Consider the following 24,636-nt stretch of genomic DNA (forward strand, 5'->3'; position numbering starts at 1 on the left):
TGTCCCGGCATGAAAAAGGGGAGGTTCGAGCGAACCTCCCCTTCACGTTTCTGTTCTCGTAGAGCCAGTTAAGCCTGTTCGAAGGCGCCGTGGCAGTGCTTGTACTTCTTGCCTGAACCGCAAGGGCAGGGCTCGTTGCGGCCAACCCGCCCCCAAGTGCGAGGATCGTTGGGATCGCGATTTTCCGATACGGCAACAGCCTGATACCCGGCGGAGGCAAATTCATCTTCTCCCGTCATTGGGTCGATGTGATGAGCCTGCATCACCGGAGGCGGCTCCGGATTGGTGGCGCTGTCCTGCACCAGTTCCACGCGCATCAGCTGAGCCGTTACCGCCTCGCGCAGATTGGCGAGCAGGGCCTGGAAGAGTTCGAAGGCTTCGGCCTTGTATTCCTGCAGCGGATCGCGCTGGGCATAGCCACGGAAGCCGACAACGGAACGCAAATGGTCCAGGTTGACGATATGCTCGCGCCACAGGTGATCCAGCGTTTGCAACAGAACGGAACGCTCGACATAGGTCATGATTTCCGGGCCAAAGCGTTCTGCGCGATCCTTCGCAGCGGCATCCGCAGCATTCAGGATGCGCTCGCGAATATCGTCTTCGGCGATGCCCTCTTCCTGCACCCATTCCTCAACCGGAAGATCGAGGTTCAGCAATTGCTGGACGCCTGCCTTGAGGCCAGCAGCATCCCACTGTTCCGCATAGGCGCGTTCAGGGATATGCTTGGTGACCAGCATATCGATCACCTCATGGCGCATGTCGGTAACCGTGTCGGTCAGGTCCGTCGCATCCATCAGTTCGATGCGCTGCTCGAAGATGACCTTGCGCTGATCGTTGGTCACATCGTCATATTTGAGAAGGTTCTTACGGGTGTCGAAGTTGCGTGCCTCGACCTTTTTCTGAGCGCGCTCAAGCGCCTTGTTGATCCACGGATGAACAATGGCTTCGCCTTCCTTGAGGCCAAGCTTTTGCAACATTCCGTCCATTCGGTCAGAACCGAAGATTCGCATCAGGTCATCCTGAAGCGAAAGGTAGAATTTGGATCGGCCCGGATCGCCCTGACGGCCCGAACGGCCGCGCAGCTGGTTGTCGATACGACGGCTTTCGTGGCGTTCCGTGGCGAGAACGAAAAGTCCGCCCGCAGCGAGCGCCTTTTCCTTCAACTGCTTCACTTCCGCACGGATTGCCGCTTCCTTGGCGTCGCGCTCCGGACCGGGCTCCATGCCTTCCAGTTCGCGCTCAAGGCGCATGTCAATATTGCCGCCGAGCTGGATGTCCGTACCGCGGCCAGCCATGTTGGTGGCGATCGTAACCGCGCCCGGCACGCCTGCCTGACTGACGATATAGGCTTCCTGTTCGTGGTAGCGGGCGTTCAGCACGCTGAAATTGTTGAAACCGGCCTGCTTCAGCATGGACGCCAGCAGTTCCGACTTTTCGATCGAGGTGGTGCCGACGAGAACAGGCTGGCCGCGCTCCTGCGCGATGCGGATCTCCTCGATGATCGCCTTGTATTTTTCCTCGACCGTACGATAGACCTCGTCATCCTCGTCAATACGCTGGATGGGAAGGTTGGTCGGAACCTCGACAACGTCGAGACCGTAAATATTGGCGAATTCTTCCGCTTCGGTTGCCGCCGTGCCGGTCATGCCAGCCAGCTTCTCATACATGCGGAAATAGTTCTGGAAGGTGATCGAGGCCAGGGTCTGGTTTTCTGGCTGGATCTGGACCTTTTCTTTTGCCTCAAGCGCCTGGTGCTGGCCTTCCGAATAGCGGCGGCCCGGCATCATGCGGCCGGTAAATTCATCGATGATGACGATTTCACCATTGCGGACAATATAGTCCTTGTCGCGCTGGAAGAGCTTGTGCGCCTTCAGCGCGTTGTTGATGTGGTGAACGATAGCAACGTTCTCGACATCATACAGGGATTCGCCCTTGAGCAGGCCTGCCTCACGCAGGAGATTTTCCAGCTTCTCAGTTCCGACTTCAGAGAAGTTGGCAGAGCGCTGCTTCTCATCGATCTCGTAATCTTCCGCCGACAGCATGGGGATGAAGCCGTCGATTGTGTTGTAGAGATCGGAGCGGTCGTCCAGCGGGCCGGAAATGATGAGCGGTGTCCGGGCTTCGTCGATGAGGATCGAATCCACTTCGTCGACGATTGCGAAATAATGGCCGCGCTGCACCATCTGGCCGCGGTCATACTTCATGTTGTCGCGCAGATAGTCGAAGCCAAGCTCGTTATTGGTGGCGTAGGTGATGTCGCAGGCATAGGCGGCACGACGCTGCTCGTCATCCAGCCCGTGAACGATCACGCCGGTCGTCAGACCAAGGAAGCTGTAAAGCCTGCTCATGATGCCTGCGTCGCGGCTGGCGAGATAATCGTTGACGGTGACGACATGCACGCCGCGTCCGGTCAAGGCGTTAAGATAGACCGGCAGGGTGGCCACCAGTGTCTTGCCTTCGCCGGTTTTCATTTCCGCGATGGCGCCCTGGTTGAGGATCATGCCGCCCGTCAGCTGCACATCGAAGGGGCGCATGCCCAGCACGCGGCGTGCGGCTTCCCGCACAACGGCGAAGGCGGGAACGAGGAGGTCATCCACCGTCTTGCCATCTGCCAGCTGCTGACGGAACTCCACCGTCTTGGCCGCAAGCTGCTCATCTGTCAGGGCCTTGATGCTTTCTTCAAGGGCGCCAATGGCTTCCACGCGCGAACGATAGCCCTTGACGCGGCGATCATTGGCGGAGCCGAAAAATTTGCGTGCGATAGCACCGAAGCTGACCATGCAAATGGTCCTTTCTAAACGTAAGGCATCAGGTCACCGGTACCGGTTTACTGTGACGTCTGTTCGGGTTTTTCACAGACAAATTACAGTGCCCGCCCGGAAACTGTTCTGGACGCGAAGTAGCGTGACAGATAAGAGGGGGGTTGAATGATGTCAACGGTTCTGGCCGATACAGAATGGCCACAATCCGGTGTTTGTGAAGGTGTCATGGCCGGAATCGGACAGACTGAGACCGGTGCCAAACTCGAGAGGTCGTACCTAATGTTTCGTTCCAAAATCGTCGCCGCCGCGACTCTGGCTGCAGCGTTTACGTTTCACACGCCGCTGTTTGCCCAGGACGATGCTGTCGTGGCAAAGGTTGGTGGCGTGGAAATTCACCAGTCAGACCTGGATACTGCGATGGCCAACTTGAGCCCGCAATACCAGCAGCTGCCGGAAGACCAGAAGAAGGTTGCCGCACTTTCGCAGGTTATCGACATCAAGCTCGTTGCCAAGAAAGCCGAAGCGGCTGGCCTGCAGAACAGCGACGATTTCAAAAAGCGCATGGCCTTCCTGCAGGAGCGCGAGCTGCACAACGCCTACCTGCGCGACCAGTTCGACAAGCTGAAGCCGGAAGAAATCAAGGCTCGCTACGACAAGGAAGTCGCAGCCATGCCGAAGGAAGAAGAAGTGCATGCCCGCCACATTCTGGTGAAGACCGAGGATGAGGCAAAAGACATCATCAAGCAGCTCGATGCCGGCAAGGACTTCACCGAACTTGCCAAGGCAAAGTCTGAGGATTCCAGCAAGTCCGATGGTGGTGATCTGGGTTACTTCACCAAGGGCCGCATGGTGCCGGAATTCGAAGAGGCTGCCTTCGCTCTCGAAAAGGGCGCCTACACCAAGACCCCGGTCAAGTCGCAGTTCGGTTATCACGTGATCAAGGTTGAAGATAAGCGCGATGCGCAGCCGCCTGCATTCGATCAGGTTGAGCCGCAGGTTCGCCAGATCGTCATGCAGGAGAAGTATTCTTCGATCATCGATGATGCCAAGAAGGACCAGAAGGTCGAAATTACCGATGAAAATCTGCGCAAGGGCTATGACGAGCTGACCAAGAGCGAGTAATAGCGTCTAAAAGCCAATCCCGGCCCGCCTTGGCGGGCCTTTTCTTGTCCGGAACCTGAAGAACATGTCTGCAACCGTTTCTCCGCTCGCTCCCAAATCCTATCCTGACATGCCGGTCATCGATGGGGTGCGCATGGCCACTGCTGCCGCTGGCATCAAGTATAAGAACCGAACGGATGTGTTGTTGATGGTGTTTGACGAGCCTGCTTCGGTGGCGGGCGTCTTCACCCGTTCCAAGTGCCCTTCGGCTCCGGTGGATTTTTGCCGTGCGAACCTTCCTCACGGCAAGGCGCGTGCGGTGGTGGTCAATTCCGGCAATGCCAATGCATTTACCGGCAAGAAGGGCCGTGCCGCCACGGAACTGACCGCTGATTCGGCCTCCAAGGCCGTGGGTTGCGCCACCAATGAGGTTTATCTCGCCTCAACGGGTGTGATTGGCGAGCCCTTGGATGCCACGAAGTTCGCTGGCGTGCTGGGAGACATGCATGCCAGTGCAACGGGCGATTTCTGGCTGGAAGCCGCCAAGGCCATCATGACCACCGACACTTATCCCAAGGTGGCGACGCGCACGGCTGAAATCGGTGGCGTGACTGTGAGACTGAACGGCATCGCCAAGGGTGCGGGCATGATTGCGCCTGACATGGCGACCATGCTTTCCTTTGTGGTGACGGATGCGGCGATTGCGCCTGCTGTTCTGCAAAGCCTGCTTTCGGAAGGCGTCGGCCCGACATTCAATTCCGTGACCGTCGATAGCGATACATCCACCTCCGACACGCTGCTTCTGTTCGCGACGGGCAAGGCCGCTGGCCAGCAAGAGGTGAGCGATGCAGGAGATGTTCGTCTGGCATCCTTCCGCGCGGCGCTGAACGATCTCCTCAAGGATCTGGCGCTTCAGGTCGTGCGCGACGGGGAAGGCGCCCGCAAGATGGTGGCAGTCACAGTAACCGGCGCCGAAAGCGATGCGGCTGCCAAGCGCATAGCGCTTTCGATTGCCAACTCTCCGCTGGTGAAAACCGCTGTTGCGGGCGAGGATGCAAACTGGGGCCGCGTTGTCATGGCCGTTGGAAAATCCGGCGAAATGGCGGACCGCGATCGTCTGGCAATCTGGTTCGGTGATGTACGCGTGGCCGTTCACGGCGAGCGCGATCCCGATTACTCGGAGGCTGCCGCTACCGCTGTCATGCAGCAGGAAGACATTGCTGTGCGCGTTGATATCGGCCTCGGGCAGGGCTCCGCAACGGTCTGGACATGCGACCTCACGAAGGAATATGTCGCCATCAATGGCGACTACCGGAGCTGATGGATTGATGCAGGCGAGTTCATCCCATGGAAACCTGCCGCTTGTGCGACGCCTGGAGGCCGTCGGCTTTCGGGCCTGGCCTGCGGCTTCCGTGGTTTACGATGGCAGCTGGCAGGTTCGACTGACCGGAAGCCATCCGTCCAAACGGCTGAATTGCGTGGTTCCGCTGGATCCTTCCGATTATCGCGATGCCGATATCCGCATCGAGAAGGCCCGCAAGCGTTTCGAGCATTACGGCCGCCCGCTTTTGATCCGCGAAACGCCACTCGCCCCCAGGCAATTGCTGGAAAATCTGTCGCAGAGTGGCTGGTCGCGGTTTGAGACGGCCGAGGTCATGACGGTGGATCTCACATGCCTGGAATTGCCCGATACGCTGGATCATATACCGACCCACGATATTGGCCGATTCATTGATGTGTACCTGACGGTGCAGCAGGAAGATCCAGCTTTGAAGCCTGCTCTTGCCGAGATTCTGTCCGCCATCAAGCCGACCTGTGGCTTCTTCACGGCGGAGCATCTGGACGAAGGGCCGATGGCCGCCGCGCTGTGTGTTCAGGACAATGATCTGGCAGGCATCCTGTCTTTTGCGGTGATCGAGCGGATGCGCCGCCGTGGTTTCGGCACAGAGCTTCTGACGGCAGCGCTTCGTTGGGCCCGTATCAATGGAGCACGCACTGCCTGGCTTCAGGTCAATGCGACGAATGCGCCAGCTCTTTCTCTCTACAGCAAGTTCGGCTTCCGCACCGCCTACGAATATCACTACTGGGCAATCGAGAAGGACATCCCATGACACAGGTTTCGCGCCGCATCGTTCTTGTTGCTGCTTGCGCGCTTGTGGATGCCGATGGCCGTATTCTTCTTGCGCAACGGCCCGAAGGCAAAAGCCTGGCCGGACTTTGGGAGTTTCCGGGCGGCAAGGTGGAGGCCGGTGAAACGCCGGAAGAGACGCTGGTGCGTGAGCTGGAGGAAGAGCTTGGCATCAAGACCAAGGTGCCCTGCCTTGCACCGCTGACCTTTGCCAGCCATACCTATGAGGATTTCCACCTCTTGATGCCGCTTTATGTTTGCCGGCGTTTCGAAGGCATTCCCGTTGGCCGTGAGGGGCAGGCGATAAAGTGGGTGCGCACCGCGCAATTGCGCGACTACCCCATGCCTCCTGCGGATGAGCCGCTGATCCCCTTCCTTCAAGACCTGCTCTAGGTGTTTAGTCCAGGCCTTCGGTTTCGCGCATTTCGGAGCGAAAGCGCGCGACGACACCATTCCTGGAAATGCTCCAAGTCCTCATCCCGAAGGGTGTGCATCTTTCTCGACTGTCTGGCTGCTGACGCGTAAGCCGAAGCGTCAGAAGTTTCCATTTTCGTTAAATTATCCACAAGCTTTGTCTGATAGGGCCGCCACATCTGTTGGCGTTAACAGATCCTTTATCGGATTCAGACAATATGACGCTTCCTTTAATGATCTTGCATGAGGCTTTGATGGAAGAGGAATTCTGGAAGACTGTTCGCGCCCAAAAGCGGGCATCGAACAGGTCTGGCAAGACCGGTGTTCTGAACATTGCGCTTCTTTTCGGCACGGCAGCGATTGCCTTGTCACTCATTGTGACGCCCATGCTGGCTAACCGGCAGGACACGCGCAAACTCGCCCACGTGCAGGAAGAGTTCGATCAGATCACGACGGGTTCGATTAGCAAGGATGAGAAGGCGCCGAAGCATTATACGATCAGGCGCAGTGTATTGCAGGATACCCCAGGGTCGGTCTGCATCGTTCAGGGTTACGGCGCATCTTCCCCATGCTGATGCTGGCGGTGTTTGCCTGATTTTACACGCGGCCTATGAGGAAATGTTAACGCAGTTATGCGCATAAGTTGAGACAGGGCGAGGCCGGAGCGAAACGATCGCTTCGGCCTTTCCTGCAAGTGCCGCCGTTATCGGGGTGGTTTTGCATCGTCTTCACGACACCGAGCCAAGGCAGGATTGCGAATGTCTCTGTTCCGCAAGCTTTTCAAAGACGAACGCGGCGCGACGGCCGTTGAATACGGCCTGCTTGCTGCCATTATCGGGGGCATCTTGATTGTGGCGTTCGAACTGCTTTCCGGCAGGCTTCAAGCCATCCTTGAACTGGTTGCCAGCTATCTGAAGGGCTGAGAATTATGGAGCGTCGGGCGTGATCTTGAGCGCATCGGCGAGACGCATCTTGGCGGATCCGGGCTTCAATGGCTTCTGTTGACTCTCATGCGGAGCCCAGCCGGAGGCATAGACGATGGAAAAGCTCGCTCTGATACGGCCATCTGGATCGGCAAAGCGCTCTGCATAGATTTCGGCGGCTCGCAGGAAGAACTCCCGCGTCAGCGGTCTGCGGCTGCGATTGATCAGCGGATTGGTCATGCCCATGGCACGCAGATCCCGCATCAGGGCAAAAAGATTATCGTAGCGCACGGTATAGTTCTCGGCATCCACGACCGGCAGGGCAAAGCCTGCCCGTTGCATGAGCCCTCCGATATCGCGCACATCGGCAAAGGGGATTACGCGGGGGCTTGCTCCGCCCAGCAATTCAGCTTCTGCCGCCAATAGAACGTCGCGCAATTCCTGCAAGGTGCCGGCGCCGGGAATGGCGGCCAGAAGCAGACCATCCGGCTTCAGCGCCCGCTTTATGCGAATCAGCATGCCAGGGGTGTCATTGGTCAGATGCAGGGCGAGCGGCGACAGCACCAGATTGACGGACTGTTCCTGAAGCGGAACGTCTTCAAGCGCCCCCTCCAGTATTGCTGTGCCGGCCTCGCCAAAGATCTGGCTGGTCTCCACCCTGTCGATCGTGCCAACCCTGCCTGTGCGCGCCACGAGCCGCGCCGTGCTGCCCGTTGCTCCATGAAGCTCCACAGCCTTTTCGAAATGCCTTTCGACCACGGACAGGCGATCTGCCAGTTCCTGTGCGACGATGTTCAGGAGGAAATCGCCGCCGGAATCCGGCCTGCCCATCGCCTTTTCGCGCCGGGCGGTTACGAGATCGAGATCGAAAAGGACATCCATCGGTATCATCCTGCAAAATCTAGTAGGTCGCATGGGGCGGCTTGAGCGGCTAAAGTCAAGCACATGGGGTGGGATTATCTAAAAATCGAGAGTGATTTCGGGCGCGCGCACGCCAGTGCTCTCTTGCGTCCGCTGCTGGACATTGTCTATCCGCCTGCCTGTTCTGTGTGTGGCGCACGCACCCAGCGCCATTTCGCCATCTGCCCGGATTGCTGGAGCAGGATGCGCTTTATCGAGCGGCCCTATTGCGATGTGCTTGGTATCCCCTTCAGACAGGATCAGGGGGAGGGGGCACTCTGTGCCCAGGCCATTGCAGAGCCCCCCTCCTTCGACAGGCTGCGCGCGGTTGCGCTGCACGAGGGGCCGGCGCGAAGCCTCGTACATTCGCTCAAATATCGCGATCGGACGGATCTTGCGCGGATGATGGCGCAATGGATGGCCCGGGCCGGTGCGGCGGAACTGGCGGCATGCGATGCCATTCTGCCGATCCCGTTGCATTGGACGCGGCTCGCCTGGCGGCGCTTCAATCAATCGGCGGAACTCGCCCGGCATTTGTCACGACTGACAGATAAGCCGATGTTGGCCACGACACTGCGCCGCGCCAAGCGCACCCGTCGGCAGGTCGGGTTGACGGCTTCCAGGCGGGAGGACAATCTTCGTGCTGCCTTCCGCATTGTCCCTGGCCATGAAAACGATGTTTTCGGCAAGCGGATCATTCTGGTCGATGACGTGTTTACCACCGGGGCTACGGTTTCATCCGCAGCACGGGTGCTGCGCCGGGCCGGGGCAACGGACATCACCGTTTTGAGCTTTGCAATGGCCTTGCCAGAACCTATATGACGGCGATAACAGCGAGCGCGAAAATTCCCGGCGTTCCAGGAGATCATGATGGCTGAAGTAGTAATCTATACGCGACAGATGTGCGGCTATTGCGCGCGAGCGAAATCTCTTCTTCAATCGAAGGGCGTGGATTTCACCGAGCACGATGCGACCTTTTCGCAGGAACTGCGGCAGGAAATGATAGAAAAGGCGAACGGCAAGTCCACCTTCCCGCAGATCTTCATCAATGGTCAGCATGTGGGCGGTTGCGACGATCTTCACGCGCTGGATCGAGACGGTAAGCTGAATCCGCTTCTGGCGGCCTGAGGAGTGCGACATGGCAAAACTGGCCGTGGTCCAGATGTGCTCCGGCGTATCTGTCGAGCGGAATGCCGATACCATGGCGCATCTCGTTCGTGATGCCGCCGCGCAGGGCGCAGTCTACGTTCAGACACCTGAAATGACGGGTTCGCTCCAGCGGGATCGCATGGCTCTGCGTGCTGTCCTGCGTGACGAGGAGACGGATCTCATTATTGCGCGGGCAAGAACGCTGGCTGCCGAGCTTGACATTTATGTTCACGTTGGTTCGACCGCCATTGCGCGACCGGACGGCAAGATTGCCAATCGCGGTTTTCTTGCCGGACCCGATGGAGCCAAGATTTGCTCCTACGACAAGATCCACATGTTCGATGTCGATCTGGACAATGGGGAAAGCTGGCGGGAAAGTTCTGCCTATGAGGCCGGGAACGAGGCAAGAGTCGAGAACCTGCCGTTTGGCAAGCTTGGCTTTGCCATTTGTTACGACGTGCGCTTTCCGCAGCTCTTCCGCGCGGAAGCCATGGCTGGCGCAGAAATTCTGACAGTGCCCGCTGCGTTTACGCGGCAGACTGGTGAGGCGCATTGGGACATCTTGCTGCGTGCACGTGCGATTGAGAACGGCGCGTTTCTTCTGGCTGCAGCACAAGGTGGAACCCATGAGGATGGTCGTGAGACCTATGGGCATTCGATGATTATCGATCCCTGGGGCCGCATTCTGGCGCAGGCTGGCGGGCAGGGCGAGGCCGTTCTGGTTGCCGATGTGGATGTAAGCGACGTTCACGCAGCCCGGCGCAAGATCCCCAATTTGAAGAATGCGCGGGAGTTCGCACTGTGCCAGGGCAATGGCGAGTGGGGAGGCGAACGCGCTTGATCCGCTATTCATTACATTGCGACAAGGGCCATGACTTCGAGGGGTGGTTCTCGACCAGCGCTGATTTTGACGGGCAGTTGGCCTCAGGTTTCCTCAGCTGTCCTTCCTGTGGCTCGACTTCCATTCACAAGGCGCTGATGGCGCCTGCCGTCTCGACCGCCCGGAAGCAGGAAGCGCGCCAGCAGGTTGTCATGGACGCGGTTCGGCGCGAGGCAATGGCCAAGCTGAAGGAAGCCGTTCAGGCAATCCGCGCCAATGCGGAGGATGTGGGTGAACGCTTCCCCGAAGAGGCGCGCAAGATCCACTATGGCGAAGCAGATGCGCGCGGCATTATCGGTCAGGCAAGCCTGGATGATGTTCGTGACCTGATCGACGAGGGTATCGAAGTCGCGCCGCTACCGGTGCTTCCCGACGATACCCATTGATGACGTTCCCGGTTCACCCAGGGCGCTTCGTCAGCAGCATATAGTTCACATCCATGTCGCGGGACAGGTTCCAGCGGTCCTGCAAAACATTGTAGAACACGCCTGTGCGGTGGATGACCTCAAGGCCGCTCCGCTGCAAGGGGCGCTCGAGTTCCTCCGGGCGCACCAGCTTGTCATAGGAATGTGTACCCTTGGGCAGCCAGCGCAGGATGTTTTCCGCCGCAAATATGGCCAAGGCGTGCGCCTTGAAGGTGCGGTTGATCGTGGCGATGAACATCAGGCCACCGGGGCGGACCATGGAGGCGCAGGTGCTGATGAAGAGATCGACATCGGCAACGTGTTCCACGACTTCCATGTTGAGGATGACATCGAAGGTCTCGCCTGCTTCTGCCAGCTGTTCGGCGGGCACGGCCCGGTAATCGACGGAAACGCCGCTTTCGGCTGCATGGGTCTGGGCGATGCGGACGTTCTTTTCTGACGGGTCCGCGCCAACCACTTCGGCACCCATGCGTGCCATCGGTTCAGACAGCAGGCCGCCGCCGCAGCCGATATCGAGAAAACGCAGACCTTCGAACGGGCGAGCACTGCGCGGGTCACGACCGAAATTCTCGCACACCTTGTCGCGAATGAAAGAGAGACGTACCGGGTTGAACTTGTGGAGGGGTTTGAACTTGCCGGTCGGGTTCCACCATTCCGCAGCCATGGCGGAAAAACGATCCACTTCGCTCTGGTCGATCGTCGTTGCGGTGTCGGTCATCGTTCGGCTCCTTCATCTGTCGAAGATTGAAGTCGGTTGCTGCAGGCCACTTGTCAAGCCCGGCATAAGGCCGCAGAGGATATCAATCGATGGTTTCGCTTTTATGGACGGCCGCTTATTCATCCAGCGGCTGCATTGACTTAAAAAAAACAAAATGAAATTTGCCTTTGACGACAGAAGGGACGTTGAGCATGACAATAATGTTTTCCCCAGGAGGAAACCTGTGAAACGTCAAATTTGGAAGGCTATGGCAATCACCGCCTTCTGTGCGCTGCCCGCCGTGGCATCGGCGGCAAGCAGCGGCATTGCCACTGCCAATGTGAACATGCGTTCCGGCCCAAGCACTCGCTATCCCGCAGTCGTGGTGATCCCCGCGGGCGCCCCGATCACCATCAATGGATGTCTGAACAACGTCAATTGGTGTGACGTGACCTTTGCCCGTGGGCGCGGCTGGGTTTCCGGCAGCTATATTCAGGCGACCTATCGCCAGAACCGCGTCTATGTCGCGCCGAACTACTATCGCTCGCTGGGAATTCCCACGATCACCTTCGATGTCGATACCTACTGGGGACGCTACTATCGCGACCGCGATTTTTATCGTGAACGGGACAGATGGAGAAGCTGGGATTACCGGCGCGATCTGCCGCCGCCTCCACCTCCTGGCTGGCGCGAGCGTGATCCGGACCGTGACTGGGCGAGAGATCGCTTGCGCGATGAGCAACGTTTCCGGGAGGAGCAGCGCTGGCGAGATGAGCGGCGGTTCCGCGAGGAACAGATGCAACGGGATGAACAGCGCTGGCGCGAGGAGCGCAGATGGCGCGAGCAGAACCGCGACTGGCGCGATGGACGCCCCGACGACGGTAACTGGCGTGACAGGCGAAATCAGGATTTCGAGCGCCGCGCCCTGCCACCCGGCAGCGACGATCTCGGGACCAGAACGCCGCCGGACATGGACCGCGATTTCGGCAATTGCGCCCCTGGTCTGCCCTGCTCGGCACCCCGCAATTGACAGGCTTCCTGCGCTCCCGCTTTCAGCGGGGGCGCCTTGACTTTGCCCAAGCCTTTTCATTTATTTCGTTGACGCTTACATCGGCGGTAACAAAGCGCTTTTCCGTTGCGCACAATCCCCCTTTTCGCTAATAGGACGCCGCAAGCCAAGGGGGCTTCCGGCACCCGAGGACGACGGAATGTGAAGCCGTGTCCGTCTCGGGACATGAAAAGGTGGTTTTGATCAGCGATGGCACGCATTGTCATGAAGTTCGGCGGCACTTCGGTCGCCAATCTCGAGCGCATTCATAACGTCGCGCGCCATGTGAAACGCGAAGTCGATGCGGGCCACGAGGTGGCTGTGGTCGTTTCCGCCATGTCGGGCAAAACCAACGAATTGGTGGGTTGGGTTCAGGACACGCCGAAGGTCGCGGGCGCAAGCTCGCCTTTCTACGATGCCCGGGAATATGATGCAGTCGTTGCCTCCGGTGAGCAGGTCACGTCCGGCCTTCTGGCCATCGCGCTGCAATCCATGGGCATCAATGCCCGATCCTGGCAGGGCTGGCAGATCCCGATCCGCACGGACAACGCACATGGCGCGGCCCGCATTCTCGATATCGACGGCAGCGAAATCGTTCGCCGCATGGGCGAGGGGCAGGTTGCGGTGGTCGCCGGTTTCCAGGGGCTTGGCCCCGATAACCGCATTGCAACGCTTGGCCGTGGCGGTTCGGATACCTCGGCTGTTGCCATTGCCGCTGCCGTCAAGGCGGATCGTTGCGATATCTATACAGACGTCGATGGTGTCTATACTACCGACCCGCGCATCGTGCCCAAGGCGCGACGTATGAAGAAGATCTCCTTTGAGGAAATGCTGGAAATGGCATCCCTCGGTGCAAAGGTCCTGCAGGTTCGCTCCGTCGAGCTTGCTATGGTGCACAAGGTGCGCACCTTTGTTCGCTCCAGTTTCGAGGATCCCGATGCGCCGGGCATGGGCGACCTCATCAATCCGCCCGGTACGTTGATTTGCGACGAGGAAGAAATCGTGGAACAGGAAGTCGTAACCGGCATCGCCTATGCCAAGGATGAAGCGCAAATTTCGCTGCGCCGCGTGGCAGACCGCCCCGGCGTTTCCGCGGCCATCTTCGGCCCGCTGGCGGAAGCGCACATCAATGTCGATATGATCGTGCAGAATATTTCCGAAGACGGTTCCAAGACGGACATGACCTTCACGGTACCGTCCGGCGATGTCGAAAAGGCAATGCAGGTTCTGGATCAGAACAAGGGCACGATCGGTTTTGACGTCGTTCAGAACGAAACCGGCATGTGCAAGGTCTCTGTTGTCGGTATCGGTATGCGCAGCCATGCAGGTGTTGCTGCCACCGCCTTCAAGGCACTCGCCGAAAAGGGCATCAATATTCGTGCCATCACAACTTCGGAGATCAAAATCTCCATTCTGATCGATGGCGCCTACTCCGAACTTGCCGTTCGCACTTTGCATTCTGCTTACGGTCTCGATAAGAGTTGAAAATCAACCGGCACGGTTGCGTCGCTCTCTCGGGCGGCGCATCATCTTCCGGATTATTGTGATTTGAGATTCGGGAGTACGAATGCCGATGAGAGACCTATCGGCAGGCCCGCGCGTCCTGCTTAAGCGATTGCGGGAATTGATGGCAGAGCCGCTGGAGCCGCAAGAGCGGCTCGACCGGATCGTGCGTCAGATTGCCAGCAATATGGTGGCCGAAGTTTGTTCGGTCTATGTGCTGCGTTCAGACGGTGTGCTGGAGCTTTACGCCACCGAAGGTCTCAACAAGGATGCGGTGCACCTTGCCCAGCTGAAAATGGGGCAAGGTCTTGTCGGCACCATCGCTGCATCTGCCCAACCGCTCAATCTTTCCGATGCGCAGGCTCATCCTGCATTCCGCTATCTGCCTGAAACGGGTGAGGAAATTTATCATTCCTTCCTCGGCGTGCCGATCTTGCGTGCCGGTCGCACTTTGGGCGTTCTGGTCGTTCAGAACAAGGCGCAGCGCAACTACCGCGAAGACGAGGTAGAGGCGATGGAAACCACCGCAATGGTGATCGCCGAGATGATTGCGACCGGAGAATTGAAGAAAATTACGCAGCCGGGTCTGGAACTGGACCTGACCCGCGCCATCACGCTGGATGCAGATGGCTATAATGAAGGGATCGGATTGGGCCACGTGGTTCTGCACGAACCGCGCGTGGTGGTAACCAATCTTCTCAACGAGGATGCGGACAAGGAAATTGAGCGCCTTGCCGAGGCCATCGGCTCCTTGCGCCTTTCCATCGACGACATGCTGTCCCGCCGCGAAGTGGCGCAGGAAGGTGAGCACCGCGAGGTGCTGGAAACCTACCGCATGTTTGCCCACGACCAGGGATGGGTGCGCCGAATGGAGGAAGCAATCCGCAACGGCCTGACCGCCGAAGCGGCGGTGGAGAAGGTTCAGAGCGATACCAAGGCGCGCATGATGCGCCTGACGGATCCTTATCTGCGCGAGCGGATGCATGATTTTGACGATCTTGCCAATCGCCTTCTGCGTCAGCTGACCGGCTTTTCCGGCCGTGCGATGGATCAGGGCTTCCCGATTGATGCGATTGTTTTTGCGCGCGCCATGGGCGCGGCGGAGCTTTTGGACTATCCGCGCGCCAATCTGCGTGGACTGGTTCTGGAAGACGGTGCTGTCACCAGCCACGTCGTGATCGTTGCGCGTGCCATGGGCATTCCGGTCATCGGTCAGGCGGCGGGTGTTGTGGCGCTGGCGGAAAACGGCGATTCGGTCATCATCGACGGTGACGAGGGTCAGGTTCACCTGCGGCCGATGGCCGACCTGGTGAAAGCCTATGAGGAAAAGGTTCGCCTGAGAGCACGGCGCCAGGAGCAGTTCCGGGCCTTGCGTGACGTTGACCCCGTGACGCGGGACGGCAAGCGAATCACGCTGCTGATGAATGCGGGGTTGATGGTCGATCTGCCCCAACTGGCCGAATCGGGCGCAGATGGAATTGGTCTGTTCCGCACGGAACTTCAGTTCATGATCGCTTCGCAGATGCCGAAGCTGGAGGAACAGGAAGCCTTCTATCGCAATGTGCTGCGGCAGGCTGCCGGCCATAGCGTGACATTCCGCACGCTCGATATTGGCGGTGACAAGGTCGTTTCGTATTTCCGTTCGCAGGAAGAGGAAAATCCGGCGCTGGGTTGGCGTGCCATTCGCCTCTCGCTCGATCGCCCCGGCCTGCTGCGCACTCAATTGCGTGCCTTGTTGCGTGCCTCGGCCGGTTCCGAGCTGAAGATGATGCTGCCAATGGTGACCGAGGTTTCGGAAATCCGTGCCGTGCGGGACCTGATGCAGAAGGAAGTTCAGCATCTTTCCAAGTTCGGCCACGGCTTGCCGCGCAAGCTTCAGTTCGGTGCCATGTTGGAAGTACCGGCCCTGATGTGGCAGCTGGATGAATTGATGACAGAGGTGGACTTTGTGTCCGTCGGCTCGAACGATCTCTTCCAGTTTTCCATGGCGGCGGATCGTGGCAATGCCCGCGTCTCGGATCGTTTCGATATTCTCGGCAAGCCCTTCCTGCGCATTTTGCGTGACATCGTGCGGGCCGCAGATCGGAACAAGACGCCGTTGACGCTTTGTGGCGAAATGGCTGGAAAGCCCCTTTCGGCGATGGCGCTGCTGGCAATCGGCTTCCGCTCTGTGTCCATGACGCCGACCTCCATCGGCCCTGTGAAGGCCATGCTGTTGGGGCTGGACGTCGATCTGTTGGCAGGAGAGCTCAACCAGGTGCTTGACGATACGCGTTCGGATGTTTCCGTTCGCGAATTGCTGGTCAACTTTGCGACCACGCACAATATCCCGCTCTAGAGCATGGGATTGCCTGGAAAGCGAATGCCGGTTTTCAGGGAGTCCGATGCGCGAACAAGGCAGTAGAGCCTCATGTTCTCTCAGGGAGCATGATGGTCTCGAACACGAAAACTATTGGAGTTTATTAGGTGGCGAAGCTTCCTGTCGACAAGATGCGCGAACTGGAGCGCCGCTTCAGCGAGATTGAAGCGCGCATGGCTGAAGGCCCCGCTGCGGATGTTTATGTAAAGCTGGCTTCGGAATATTCGGAATTGCAGCCGGTCGTCGCGAAGATACGCGACTATGAAAAGGCCGTGGCGGAAGAGGCGGATTTGCGAACGCTTCTGGCCGACAAGGCGACCGACCGCGAGATGCGCGAACTGGCGGAAATGGAGCTACCGGACACGCAGGCCCGCGTCGAAGCGCTGGAAAAAGACATGCAAATCCTTCTGCTGCCGAAGGATGCGGCGGATGAGAAGAGTGCGATTCTTGAAATTCGTGCCGGGACGGGCGGTTCAGAAGCGGCGCTGTTTGCTGGCGATCTCTTCCGTATGTATGAGCGCTTCTCCAGTTCGAAGGGCTGGAAGGTGGAGGTGCTTTCCGCAAGCGAAGGCGAAGCTGGCGGCTTCAAGGAAATCATCGCCACCGTTTCGGGCAGGGGCGCTTTTGCCAAGCTGAAGTTCGAATCGGGTGTGCATCGCGTGCAGCGCGTACCGGAAACGGAGGCTGGTGGACGTATTCATACATCGGCTGCGACAGTCGCAGTTTTGCCGGAGGCTGAGGATATCGATATCGAAATCAGGCCTGAGGACATCCGCGTGGATACCATGCGCTCTTCCGGTGCCGGCGGGCAGCACGTCAATACTACCGATTCCGCTGTGCGAATCACCCATCTGCCAACCGGTCTGGTGGTGACGAGTTCCGAAAAATCGCAGCACCAGAACCGGGCAAAGGCCATGCAGGTCCTGCGCTCGCGTCTTTATGATATCGAGCGTCAGAAGGCGGAGAGCGAGCGATCCGCCGATCGCAAAAGCCAGGTAGGATCAGGCGACCGATCCGAGCGCATCCGGACCTATAACTTCCCACAGGGGCGTGTGACGGATCACCGGATCAACCTGACGCTCTACAAGCTCGACCGGATGATGGAAGGCGAAATCGACGAAGTGGTCGACGCCCTGATTTCCGACTATCAGGCAGGTCAGCTGGCACAATTGGGCGAGCCCTCTTGACGGATACGCTCGCACATCTTCTGGCCGATTGCCGACGAGAGCTTGAGGCTGCCGGAATAGACAACAGCGCCATGGATGCCCGTACGCTGATCCTGGGTATTCTCCAGCTTACGCCGACAGAACTGGTGCTTAAGGCGGATCGGCAGATCGACGAGGAGGGGCGGACCCGCGTACACGCAGCCATCCAGCGCCGCAAGGCTCGCGAGCCGGTCCATCGTATTCTGGGGGCGCGTGAATTCTATGGGCTGACGCTTGAACTGTCGCCTGATACGCTGGAGCCAAGGCCTGATACCGAGGTGCTTGTCGATGCGTTGGTTGAGCATGGCAGGCGGATCGGCCAGATGACGGAGCGTCCCCGTCTTCTGGATCTTGGTACCGGCACAGGTGCAATAGCGCTGGCGCTTCTGCATGAATTGCCCGATTTTTCTGGCCTGGGCATCGATATTTCCCAAGGTGCCCTTGAAACCGCCAGACGCAATGCCGACCTCAATGGGATAGGCGAACGCTTCGAGACAATGTGCAGCGACTGGTTCGCGCAAATTAGCGGGTGCTTTGACATAATCGTGTCAAACCCACCTTATATCAGAAGCGATGTGATCGGCACGCTTGAGCCGGAAGTGAGGGATTTCGATCCCTTGGCGGCACTTGATGGTGGCCCGGATGGGCTTGAGCCCTATCGTATCATTGCCCGCGATGCGGATGCTTTCCTCAACAGGAATGGTGTGCTTGCGGTTGAGATGGGGTTTGATCAGAAACAGTCCGTCGACGATATATTTAGCAGCCGTGGATATACTGTGCTTCAGGCAGTCTCCGACTATGGAGGAAATGACCGGGCATTGGTTTTTAAACGGAAAAGCGATGATTTTGCCACTCCTTAGCCTCGTTTTGCACACGCGAAAGAAAAGGCTTGGAATTGGCGAGGAAGCGGGATAGTTTGCGGGCACGCGCTGGGCGGCTGGGAATGGACCGAGATTCGTTCAGGTTAAGCTCAACCGCAAAGCTGCTCTTCAATAGAGAGCCTCCAGGGTTGAACAATACCTAGTGCGTGCATCAGATAAACTGACTTCCACTAGCAGCAGGATGGATAAACCCCTGCTTGCGGCACGTGAAGGCTTGTGTCGGCGAGGCCGTACAGCCGCGTGGCCCTTAATCAGCAAAAGTACAGAGAATTCAGGTGAAAGATCGATGAGGCCAGGACAGCAGAATAAGCGTGGTCGGGGGCGCGGCAACAACAACAATAATAACGGCGGCGGCGGTGGCGGGGGAAACAATTTCAACCGCAAGGGCTCGAACCCGCTGACCCGGACCTATGACAGTTCCGGCCCGGACATCAAGATTCGCGGTACCGCTCAACATATCGCTGAAAAATACGCGGCACTTGCCCGCGACGCACAGAGCTCCGGCGACAGGGTTATGGCGGAAAACTATCTGCAGCATGCTGAGCATTACAATCGGATCATTGCAGCGGCTCAGGCGCAGATGCAGGAACGCTATCAGCGTGACGAGCGCACGGACTTCAATGAGCGTGAACAGGACGATTCGGAAAGTGTCGAGCAGGATGAAGGTGCAGCAGTTGCGCCAGCTCCGGTTGCTCGCGCCGAGGCACCTGCTCCTGCGCCGGTTCGGGTTGTCGAGGAGGCTCCGGCTGTCGATGGAAGCGGCCCTCAGCCGGTGATCGATGGCACGCCTGCCGAAGTTGCCCTGGAAGAAGAAGGCGCAAGCACGTCGGCGCAGCCGCGTGAACGCCAGCCAAGGCGCCGCACTGCTGGCAACCGCCCACGCCGCCCGCGTCGTTCTGCTGAAGGTGGTGAAGGCGATGCAGCTGGTGGCGATGCACCGGCCATGGCCGATGCGGCTACCGAATAAGCCTGATCCAGCGGATCATTTGCTTTTGTCAGCCCCGGTGTTTAACGCCGGGGTTTTTCGTTTCAGCTGCCTTTAAACTTCAAAAATCACCTCCCATATCTGGTTGGAAAATGGCTTTCACGGTAACACGAAAGCAGTTGGGCTCGCCTTTTGAGGGAGCTCAAACCCAACCGTCGGTCTGTGCCTTATAAGGGCAGGGCGACTCATGGAGGTCTTGTTATGAATATCGAGAAATATTCCGAGCGCGTTCGCGGTTTCCTTCAATCCGCGCAGACTCATGCTCTCTCGGAAGGGCACCAGCAGTTCACGCCGGAACATGTTTTGAAGGTGTTGCTGGACGATGAGCAGGGCATGGCGTCTTCGCTGATCGAGCGGGCAGGCGGCAATGCCAAGGAAGCGCGCCTTGCCAATGATGCGGCGCTGGCCAAGCTGCCCAAAGTTTCCGGCGGTGGTGGGCAGGTTTACCTGTCGCAACCTCTGGCCAGGGTTTTTTCAACCGCGGAAGATGCCGCCAAGAAAGCCGGCGATAGTTTCGTCACCGTGGAGCGGCTTCTTTTGGCTCTTGCCATCGAGGGTACGGCCACCACGTCTTCGACGCTGAAAAAGGCGGGCGTTTCTGCCCAGGCACTCAATCAGGTCATCAATGATATCCGCAAGGGGCGCACCGCCGATTCCGCCAATGCGGAACAGGGCTTTGACGCGCTGAAGAAATTTGCGCGGGACCTGACGCAAGAGGCGCGTGAGGGAAAGCTCGATCCGGTCATTGGCCGTGATGATGAAATTCGCCGCGCTATTCAGGTTCTTTCCCGCCGCACCAAGAACAATCCGGTGCTGATCGGTGAACCGGGGGTTGGCAAGACGGCCATAGCCGAAGGGCTCGCATTGCGGATCGTCAACGGTGACGTGCCCGAAAGCCTCAAGGACAAGCGGCTGATGGCGCTCGATATGGGCGCGCTGATTGCTGGCGCGAAATATCGTGGCGAGTTCGAAGAGCGGCTTAAGAGCGTGCTGTCTGAAGTTCAGTCGGAAAACGGTGAAATCATTCTGTTCATCGATGAAATGCACACGCTGGTTGGTGCGGGTAAGGCTGACGGGGCCATGGATGCCTCCAATTTGCTGAAGCCAGCCCTGGCGCGCGGCGAATTGCACTGTGTGGGTGCCACGACGCTCGATGAATATCGCAAGCACGTGGAAAAGGACCCCGCGCTTGCACGACGTTTCCAGCCGGTCACGGTCGATGAGCCGACAGTGGAGGATACGATCTCGATTCTGCGTGGATTGAAGGAGAAATACGAGCAGCATCACAAGGTGCGTATTTCCGACTCCGCGCTTGTGGCGGCGGCCACACTTTCCAACAGGTACATTACCGACCGGTTCTTGCCGGACAAGGCGATTGACCTGATGGATGAGGCGGCGTCACGCCTTCGCATGCAGGTGGATTCCAAGCCTGAAGAGCTCGACGAACTCGATCGCCGGATCATTCAGCTGAAAATCGAGCGCGAGGCCCTGAAGAAGGAAACCGACAGCGCTTCTGCAGATCGTCTGACGCGGTTGGAAACCGAGCTCGCTTCGCTTGAGGAACAAGCGGACGCCTTGACGGCGCGCTGGCAGGCGGAAAAGCAGAAACTCGGACTGGCGGCAGATCTGAAGCGGCAGCTGGATGAAGCACGCAACGAACTGGCCATTGCCCAGCGCAAGGGAGAATACCAGCGTGCAGGTGAGCTGACCTATGGCGTTATTCCGGATCTCGAAAAGGAGCTGAATGAGGCAGAGGAACGCGACGCAAGCGGCACCTCCATGGTGCAGGAAGTCGTGACACCCGATGCTATTGCCCATGTGGTTTCGCGCTGGACGGGCATCCCCGTGGACAAGATGCTGGAAGGCGAGCGCGACAAGCTGCTGCGCATGGAAGATGAACTGGCCAAGTCTGTTGTCGGGCAGGGGGATGCGGTTCAGGCTGTTTCCCGCGCGGTTCGCCGTTCGCGTGCAGGTCTACAGGATCCCAACCGTCCGATCGGTTCCTTCATCTTCCTCGGCCCGACGGGCGTCGGCAAGACGGAGCTGACGAAATCGCTTGCACGTTTCCTCTTCGATGATGAAACGGCAATGGTTCGCCTCGACATGTCGGAATATATGGAGAAGCACTCCGTATCTCGCCTGATCGGTGCACCTCCCGGCTATGTTGGCTATGATGAGGGCGGCGCGCTGACGGAGGCGATCCGGCGCAAGCCCTATCAGGTTGTTCTTTTCGATGAGATCGAGAAGGCGCATCCGGATGTGTTCAACGTGCTTTTGCAGGTTCTCGATGATGGCCGCTTGACCGATGGTCAGGGGCGCACCGTGGACTTCAAGAACACGATCATCATCATGACCTCCAATCTTGGTGCGGATTATCTCACCAATCTGGGTGAACATCAGGATGTGGATAGCGTGCGCGACCAGGTGATGGATGTGGTGAAAGCGTCCTTCCGGCCTGAATTCCTCAACCGTGTGGACGAAATCATCCTGTTCCATCGGTTGGCGCGTAGCGAAATGGGCGCCATCGTCGATATCCAGATGAAGCGGCTTCTTTCGCTTCTGGCCGAGCGCAAGATTGCCATCGAGCTTGGTGAGGATGCGCGCGAATGGCTTGCTGAGAAGGGTTATGATCCCGTCTATGGTGCCCGGCCGCTCAAGCGCGTCATCCAGAAATATGTTCAGGATCCGCTGGCTGAGCAAATTCTGGGCGGGATGGTGCCTGATGGTTCGCGGGTCAAGGTATCCGCGGGTTCGGACAGGCTTCTCTTCAATGTCCGTAAAGCTGTAGCGGAAGCAGCCTGACAGAAAAACAAGGGCCACTCTCCGGGTGGCCCTTTTTCATTATCTTCCAACGAAACGCTATCGACTTGCGACCTGTTCGCCGTTGTTCGAAACAAGCAGGGCGTCGATGCGCTTGCGCTCATCTTCGAACCTTGCAAGGGCTTGGCCGCTGAGGGATTTGCCACCGGGCAAGCGCACCTTCATTGCATCGACCTTCGTGCCGTTGACAATCAGTTCGTAATGAAGATGTGCTCCGGTAGAGGAGCCGGTCGAGCCCACATAGCCGATTACCTGGCCCTGTGTGATACGCGCTCCTTCGCGGACGCCTTTTGCAATGGCACTCTGGTGATTGTAGGATGTCTCATAGCCGTTGGCGTGGCGAATAATCGTCTGATTGCCGTAACCTGATGCCCAGCCTGCCTTTTCCACTACACCGTTACCGGTTGCGATGATCGGAGTGCCGCGAGGCGCTGCCCAGTCGGTTCCCGTATGCATGCGCGAATAGCCAAGGATTGGGTGACGGCGCATGCCGAAGCCGGAGGTCAGTCGGCCGTTTGGCACGGGGTTCCGAAGGAGGAACTGTCGAATGCTCTTTCCATCCTGATCGAAGTAATCAACAGAGTTGTCTTCAGGATTCTGGAATCGGTAGAAGCGCATGACGGTGTCGCCGAACCGTGCCTTCACATAGAGCAGTTCCGAATTGGGGCCGGCGCTGCCCTTGCTGTCTGCGGCCGAAAAGAAAGCTTCAATACTGTCTGTCGGCTTTAACTGGGCCTGCAGATCCACTGAGCTGGCGAGCAGTTTGACCATCAGGGATGTCATGTCCTGGGTCATGCCATAGGAGAGTGCTGCTCTATAAATACCATCATAGACGCTTGGCAAATCTCGTCCGGAAAGAATGACGGGCGTGTCGCTGGAAAATGCGCTCTCCACGGCATCGAGGTGGGCAGGTTCAGCACCTTTGGTATATCGCCCTCTGTCATCCAGCGCGATGGTCGCGACATGCTGGCCGCGTCTATAAAGGCTGGTGCGAACAACGGACACCATCTCGCCTTCCTGAATCAAGCCGACGCGCAAAACGTCCCCCTGCTCAAGATCAGGCTTTGCCAGTTGCGATGCCAGCTGAGTTGCGACTTCCGTCGCTTTTTCTTTCGGGTAGCCAACATTCGTCAGAGCATCCGTGATTGAGGAGGGCCTGCGGATCGGGATGACATCGTCTGCGTAGTCACGCGTGTTTTTGGTGAAAGGCTCCGGTTCGGAGACGGTCATGTTCTGCTCAACGATCCGCGCCGAAAGTTGCGACCCGAGAGACAGGACATCATCATTCCCCTCGAAGCGCTGCGGATCGACGTAGTAAAGGGACGCAATCTGCGCGGTGCCATCGGTCAGAATGGAGCCATTGGAACGGACGTTTTCCTCAACCTCATCAACAGACATCCCAGGCGCGAATTCCAGAGATGCTTTCGAAGTCGGAAAGGGGAGGGACTGCAGGCTCACCTCGGATTCGACTTCGGAGCCGTAAATTACGCCCGTGCTTGCACCGTTGGCTTCCTTCTCGCCTGTGGAAAAAATCGTCAGCGGATCGAAAGAAGGGTAATCCTCCTGGGCCACATGGTTCGCGGCCAGGATCATCCGGACGTGGGAAAACGGCTGTCGGCGAACGACCTCCTTGTTCCCTTCCTTCACCATGGTGGACACTTCCATAACCTTGCGGTCGGTGGGCATGGCGATCACATTGCCGCCGAGCAAACGTTTGCCTCGCGTGACCGCCTCATTGATGTGAGATGGCAAAGAGGCGAAGGCTTCCGCCGGTATGGCTAGCTGCTGGCGGCCATCGAGCGCAGCGAAGAGAGCGACGCCCATCAGAATGGAAGAGGTAATACCCGTCAGGAACGTGCCCGAGAGCCACCTCAGGGATATCTCCCGCCGGTCGGGCGCGCGACGCCCATCGGCCAGGAGCGGTTCTTCGTTTCCCAGCGAAGGCGCCATGTTACGAGGCGGAATCATAGATGTTGAGCCATCCCCATTTCGAGCCGTCTAACCCGGCATTCTCTGTGGTGTGCCAAATTCGAGGCCGTCTGTCAAAAAAGGCGCTGATCCGGCAGAGTTCAGATGCTGCGTTAGAATGCGATTGTGGAATTTGTGCGAAGCCGCCCAGGCCGGGTGACGGCTGCACATCTGCTCGACGTGCTGCGAGGCATACGATGATCGAAGCGGATGCAGATATCGTGCCCGGGTTTACCGAAGAGACGAGATACCGATAGCCGTGCGCTCGAGGCACCAACCCACCTCACACCAAGCTGATGGCTCGCCTCCTTACCGCTTGTTTGCGTGCGTTTGAGTTGGTTTGGTTTTGGGTTGGTTTGTTTGTTGATTTTGGGATGTGACGGGTATGTGTCTGATTTAGTTGTTTATAATCAACGTCTTACCTGTTTTTTTGTTTTTTTGTTTTTTTGAGTGTTGACGGTTTGCGGGGTGATGCGTATAAGTCCGCT

21 protein-coding genes are annotated in these 24,636 nt (G+C 58.2%); 17 read left to right on the forward strand and 4 right to left on the reverse strand.

Annotated features, from left to right (window positions below):
- Positions 1 to 68 precede the first annotated feature (68 nt).
- The gene (secA, locus tag ACFSE1_RS06790) at positions 69 to 2,780 is read right to left on the reverse strand and encodes a preprotein translocase subunit SecA (protein ID WP_377398321.1); all 2,712 of its coding nucleotides are present in this window, start codon (positions 2,778 to 2,780) and stop codon (positions 69 to 71) included.
- A gap of 261 nt (positions 2,781 to 3,041) precedes the next feature.
- Between secA and ACFSE1_RS06795 the strand changes: the two genes are divergently transcribed.
- From ACFSE1_RS06795 to ACFSE1_RS06820, 6 genes are all read left to right on the forward strand, one after another.
- Positions 3,042 to 3,884 (forward strand): peptidylprolyl isomerase, encoded by an 843-nt coding sequence (locus ACFSE1_RS06795; RefSeq protein WP_377398324.1) that lies wholly within the window; start codon positions 3,042 to 3,044, stop codon positions 3,882 to 3,884.
- A 64-nt stretch (positions 3,885 to 3,948) separates the two neighbouring features.
- Positions 3,949 to 5,184 (forward strand): bifunctional glutamate N-acetyltransferase/amino-acid acetyltransferase ArgJ, encoded by a 1,236-nt coding sequence (gene argJ, locus ACFSE1_RS06800; RefSeq protein WP_377398327.1) that lies wholly within the window; start codon positions 3,949 to 3,951, stop codon positions 5,182 to 5,184.
- Positions 5,165 to 5,974, forward strand: a complete 810-nt coding sequence (locus ACFSE1_RS06805) for a GNAT family N-acetyltransferase (protein ID WP_377398330.1) — start codon at positions 5,165 to 5,167, stop codon at positions 5,972 to 5,974. Before argJ ends, ACFSE1_RS06805 begins: the two co-directional genes overlap by 20 nt.
- Positions 5,971 to 6,384, forward strand: a complete 414-nt coding sequence (gene mutT / locus ACFSE1_RS06810; protein ID WP_377398333.1) for an 8-oxo-dGTP diphosphatase MutT — start codon at positions 5,971 to 5,973, stop codon at positions 6,382 to 6,384. The genes ACFSE1_RS06805 and mutT overlap by 4 nt, the downstream gene beginning before the upstream one ends.
- 275 nt (positions 6,385 to 6,659) lie before the next feature.
- Positions 6,660 to 6,980: a hypothetical protein gene (locus ACFSE1_RS06815; protein WP_377398381.1), complete on the forward strand. Its 321-nt coding sequence runs from the start codon at positions 6,660 to 6,662 to the stop codon at positions 6,978 to 6,980.
- A gap of 183 nt (positions 6,981 to 7,163) precedes the next feature.
- Positions 7,164 to 7,328 carry a Flp family type IVb pilin gene (locus tag ACFSE1_RS06820; RefSeq protein ID WP_377398336.1) on the forward strand — a complete coding sequence of 55 codons (165 nt, stop codon included), beginning with the start codon at positions 7,164 to 7,166 and terminating at the stop codon, positions 7,326 to 7,328.
- Positions 7,329 to 7,331: 3 nt separating this feature from the next.
- Here the strand turns inward: ACFSE1_RS06820 and ACFSE1_RS06825 are convergent, their stop codons facing one another.
- Positions 7,332 to 8,210 carry a methyltransferase domain-containing protein gene (locus tag ACFSE1_RS06825; protein WP_377398339.1) on the reverse strand — a complete coding sequence of 293 codons (879 nt, stop codon included), beginning with the start codon at positions 8,208 to 8,210 and terminating at the stop codon, positions 7,332 to 7,334.
- A gap of 63 nt (positions 8,211 to 8,273) precedes the next feature.
- On the opposite strand from ACFSE1_RS06825, the gene ACFSE1_RS06830 reads away from it, so the two are divergent.
- The 4 genes from ACFSE1_RS06830 to ACFSE1_RS06845 are packed head-to-tail and all read left to right on the forward strand — an operon-like array spanning position 8,274 to position 10,643.
- Positions 8,274 to 9,050 (forward strand): ComF family protein, encoded by a 777-nt coding sequence (locus ACFSE1_RS06830; RefSeq protein ID WP_377398342.1) that lies wholly within the window; start codon positions 8,274 to 8,276, stop codon positions 9,048 to 9,050.
- 48 nt (positions 9,051 to 9,098) lie between these two features.
- Positions 9,099 to 9,356, forward strand: coding sequence for a glutaredoxin 3 (gene grxC / locus ACFSE1_RS06835; protein ID WP_377398345.1), 258 nt, complete (start codon positions 9,099 to 9,101; stop codon positions 9,354 to 9,356).
- A gap of 10 nt (positions 9,357 to 9,366) precedes the next feature.
- Positions 9,367 to 10,218: a carbon-nitrogen hydrolase family protein gene (locus ACFSE1_RS06840; protein ID WP_377398348.1), complete on the forward strand. Its 852-nt coding sequence runs from the start codon at positions 9,367 to 9,369 to the stop codon at positions 10,216 to 10,218.
- Positions 10,215 to 10,643: a DUF1178 family protein gene (locus tag ACFSE1_RS06845; RefSeq protein ID WP_377398351.1), complete on the forward strand. Its 429-nt coding sequence runs from the start codon at positions 10,215 to 10,217 to the stop codon at positions 10,641 to 10,643. The genes ACFSE1_RS06840 and ACFSE1_RS06845 overlap by 4 nt, the downstream gene beginning before the upstream one ends.
- Positions 10,644 to 10,656: 13 nt before the next feature.
- On the opposite strand, the gene ubiG is transcribed toward ACFSE1_RS06845, so the two are convergent.
- A complete protein-coding gene (gene ubiG / locus ACFSE1_RS06850) occupies positions 10,657 to 11,400 on the reverse strand; it encodes a bifunctional 2-polyprenyl-6-hydroxyphenol methylase/3-demethylubiquinol 3-O-methyltransferase UbiG (protein ID WP_377398354.1) in 744 nt (247 codons plus the stop codon).
- Positions 11,401 to 11,623: 223 nt separating this feature from the next.
- On the opposite strand from ubiG, the gene ACFSE1_RS06855 reads away from it, so the two are divergent.
- The 7 genes from ACFSE1_RS06855 to clpB all read left to right on the forward strand — a co-directional run bounded on the left by ACFSE1_RS06855 (position 11,624) and on the right by clpB (position 22,162).
- On the forward strand, positions 11,624 to 12,409 hold the full coding sequence (locus ACFSE1_RS06855) for an SH3 domain-containing protein (protein WP_377398357.1): 786 nt from the start codon (positions 11,624 to 11,626) through the stop codon (positions 12,407 to 12,409).
- Between the two features lie 228 nt (positions 12,410 to 12,637).
- Positions 12,638 to 13,912 (forward strand): aspartate kinase, encoded by a 1,275-nt coding sequence (locus tag ACFSE1_RS06860; RefSeq protein WP_377398360.1) that lies wholly within the window; start codon positions 12,638 to 12,640, stop codon positions 13,910 to 13,912.
- Between the two features lie 88 nt (positions 13,913 to 14,000).
- Complete coding sequence (gene ptsP / locus ACFSE1_RS06865) at positions 14,001 to 16,268, forward strand: phosphoenolpyruvate--protein phosphotransferase (RefSeq protein ID WP_377398384.1); 2,268 nt, start codon at positions 14,001 to 14,003, stop codon at positions 16,266 to 16,268.
- Between the two features lie 128 nt (positions 16,269 to 16,396).
- Complete coding sequence (prfA, locus tag ACFSE1_RS06870) at positions 16,397 to 17,476, forward strand: peptide chain release factor 1 (protein ID WP_377398363.1); 1,080 nt, start codon at positions 16,397 to 16,399, stop codon at positions 17,474 to 17,476.
- Positions 17,473 to 18,354, forward strand: coding sequence for a peptide chain release factor N(5)-glutamine methyltransferase (gene prmC, locus ACFSE1_RS06875; RefSeq protein WP_377398366.1), 882 nt, complete (start codon positions 17,473 to 17,475; stop codon positions 18,352 to 18,354). The genes prfA and prmC overlap by 4 nt, the downstream gene beginning before the upstream one ends.
- 307 nt (positions 18,355 to 18,661) lie before the next feature.
- The gene (locus tag ACFSE1_RS06880) at positions 18,662 to 19,342 is read left to right on the forward strand and encodes a DUF4167 domain-containing protein (protein WP_377398369.1); all 681 of its coding nucleotides are present in this window, start codon (positions 18,662 to 18,664) and stop codon (positions 19,340 to 19,342) included.
- Positions 19,343 to 19,561: 219 nt separating this feature from the next.
- The gene (gene clpB / locus ACFSE1_RS06885) at positions 19,562 to 22,162 is read left to right on the forward strand and encodes an ATP-dependent chaperone ClpB (protein ID WP_377398372.1); all 2,601 of its coding nucleotides are present in this window, start codon (positions 19,562 to 19,564) and stop codon (positions 22,160 to 22,162) included.
- A gap of 57 nt (positions 22,163 to 22,219) precedes the next feature.
- On the opposite strand, the gene ACFSE1_RS06890 is transcribed toward clpB, so the two are convergent.
- Positions 22,220 to 24,148 (reverse strand): M23 family metallopeptidase, encoded by a 1,929-nt coding sequence (locus ACFSE1_RS06890; protein ID WP_377398375.1) that lies wholly within the window; start codon positions 24,146 to 24,148, stop codon positions 22,220 to 22,222.
- Between the last annotated feature and the right edge of the window lie 488 nt (positions 24,149 to 24,636).

It is taken from the genome of Affinirhizobium helianthi, from assembly GCF_042680945.1.
GTDB classification, from domain to species: Bacteria; Pseudomonadota; Alphaproteobacteria; order Rhizobiales; family Rhizobiaceae; genus Neorhizobium; species Neorhizobium helianthi.

Coding starts and splice junctions, on each gene's coding strand:
- secA (WP_377398321.1), bottom strand. CDS start 2,780: ATGGTCAGCTTCGGTGCTATCGCACGCAAATTTTTCGGCTCCGCCAAT.
- ACFSE1_RS06795 (WP_377398324.1), top strand. CDS start 3,042: ATGTTTCGTTCCAAAATCGTCGCCGCCGCGACTCTGGCTGCAGCGTTT.
- argJ (WP_377398327.1), top strand. CDS start 3,949: ATGTCTGCAACCGTTTCTCCGCTCGCTCCCAAATCCTATCCTGACATG.
- ACFSE1_RS06805 (WP_377398330.1), top strand. CDS start 5,165: ATGGCGACTACCGGAGCTGATGGATTGATGCAGGCGAGTTCATCCCAT.
- mutT (WP_377398333.1), top strand. CDS start 5,971: ATGACACAGGTTTCGCGCCGCATCGTTCTTGTTGCTGCTTGCGCGCTT.
- ACFSE1_RS06815 (WP_377398381.1), top strand. CDS start 6,660: ATGGAAGAGGAATTCTGGAAGACTGTTCGCGCCCAAAAGCGGGCATCG.
- ACFSE1_RS06820 (WP_377398336.1), top strand. CDS start 7,164: ATGTCTCTGTTCCGCAAGCTTTTCAAAGACGAACGCGGCGCGACGGCC.
- ACFSE1_RS06825 (WP_377398339.1), bottom strand. CDS start 8,210: ATGGATGTCCTTTTCGATCTCGATCTCGTAACCGCCCGGCGCGAAAAG.
- ACFSE1_RS06830 (WP_377398342.1), top strand. CDS start 8,274: ATGGGGTGGGATTATCTAAAAATCGAGAGTGATTTCGGGCGCGCGCAC.
- grxC (WP_377398345.1), top strand. CDS start 9,099: ATGGCTGAAGTAGTAATCTATACGCGACAGATGTGCGGCTATTGCGCG.
- ACFSE1_RS06840 (WP_377398348.1), top strand. CDS start 9,367: ATGGCAAAACTGGCCGTGGTCCAGATGTGCTCCGGCGTATCTGTCGAG.
- ubiG (WP_377398354.1), bottom strand. CDS start 11,400: ATGACCGACACCGCAACGACGATCGACCAGAGCGAAGTGGATCGTTTT.
- ACFSE1_RS06860 (WP_377398360.1), top strand. CDS start 12,638: ATGGCACGCATTGTCATGAAGTTCGGCGGCACTTCGGTCGCCAATCTC.
- ptsP (WP_377398384.1), top strand. CDS start 14,001: ATGAGAGACCTATCGGCAGGCCCGCGCGTCCTGCTTAAGCGATTGCGG.
- ACFSE1_RS06880 (WP_377398369.1), top strand. CDS start 18,662: ATGAGGCCAGGACAGCAGAATAAGCGTGGTCGGGGGCGCGGCAACAAC.
- clpB (WP_377398372.1), top strand. CDS start 19,562: ATGAATATCGAGAAATATTCCGAGCGCGTTCGCGGTTTCCTTCAATCC.
- ACFSE1_RS06890 (WP_377398375.1), bottom strand. CDS start 24,148: ATGATTCCGCCTCGTAACATGGCGCCTTCGCTGGGAAACGAAGAACCG.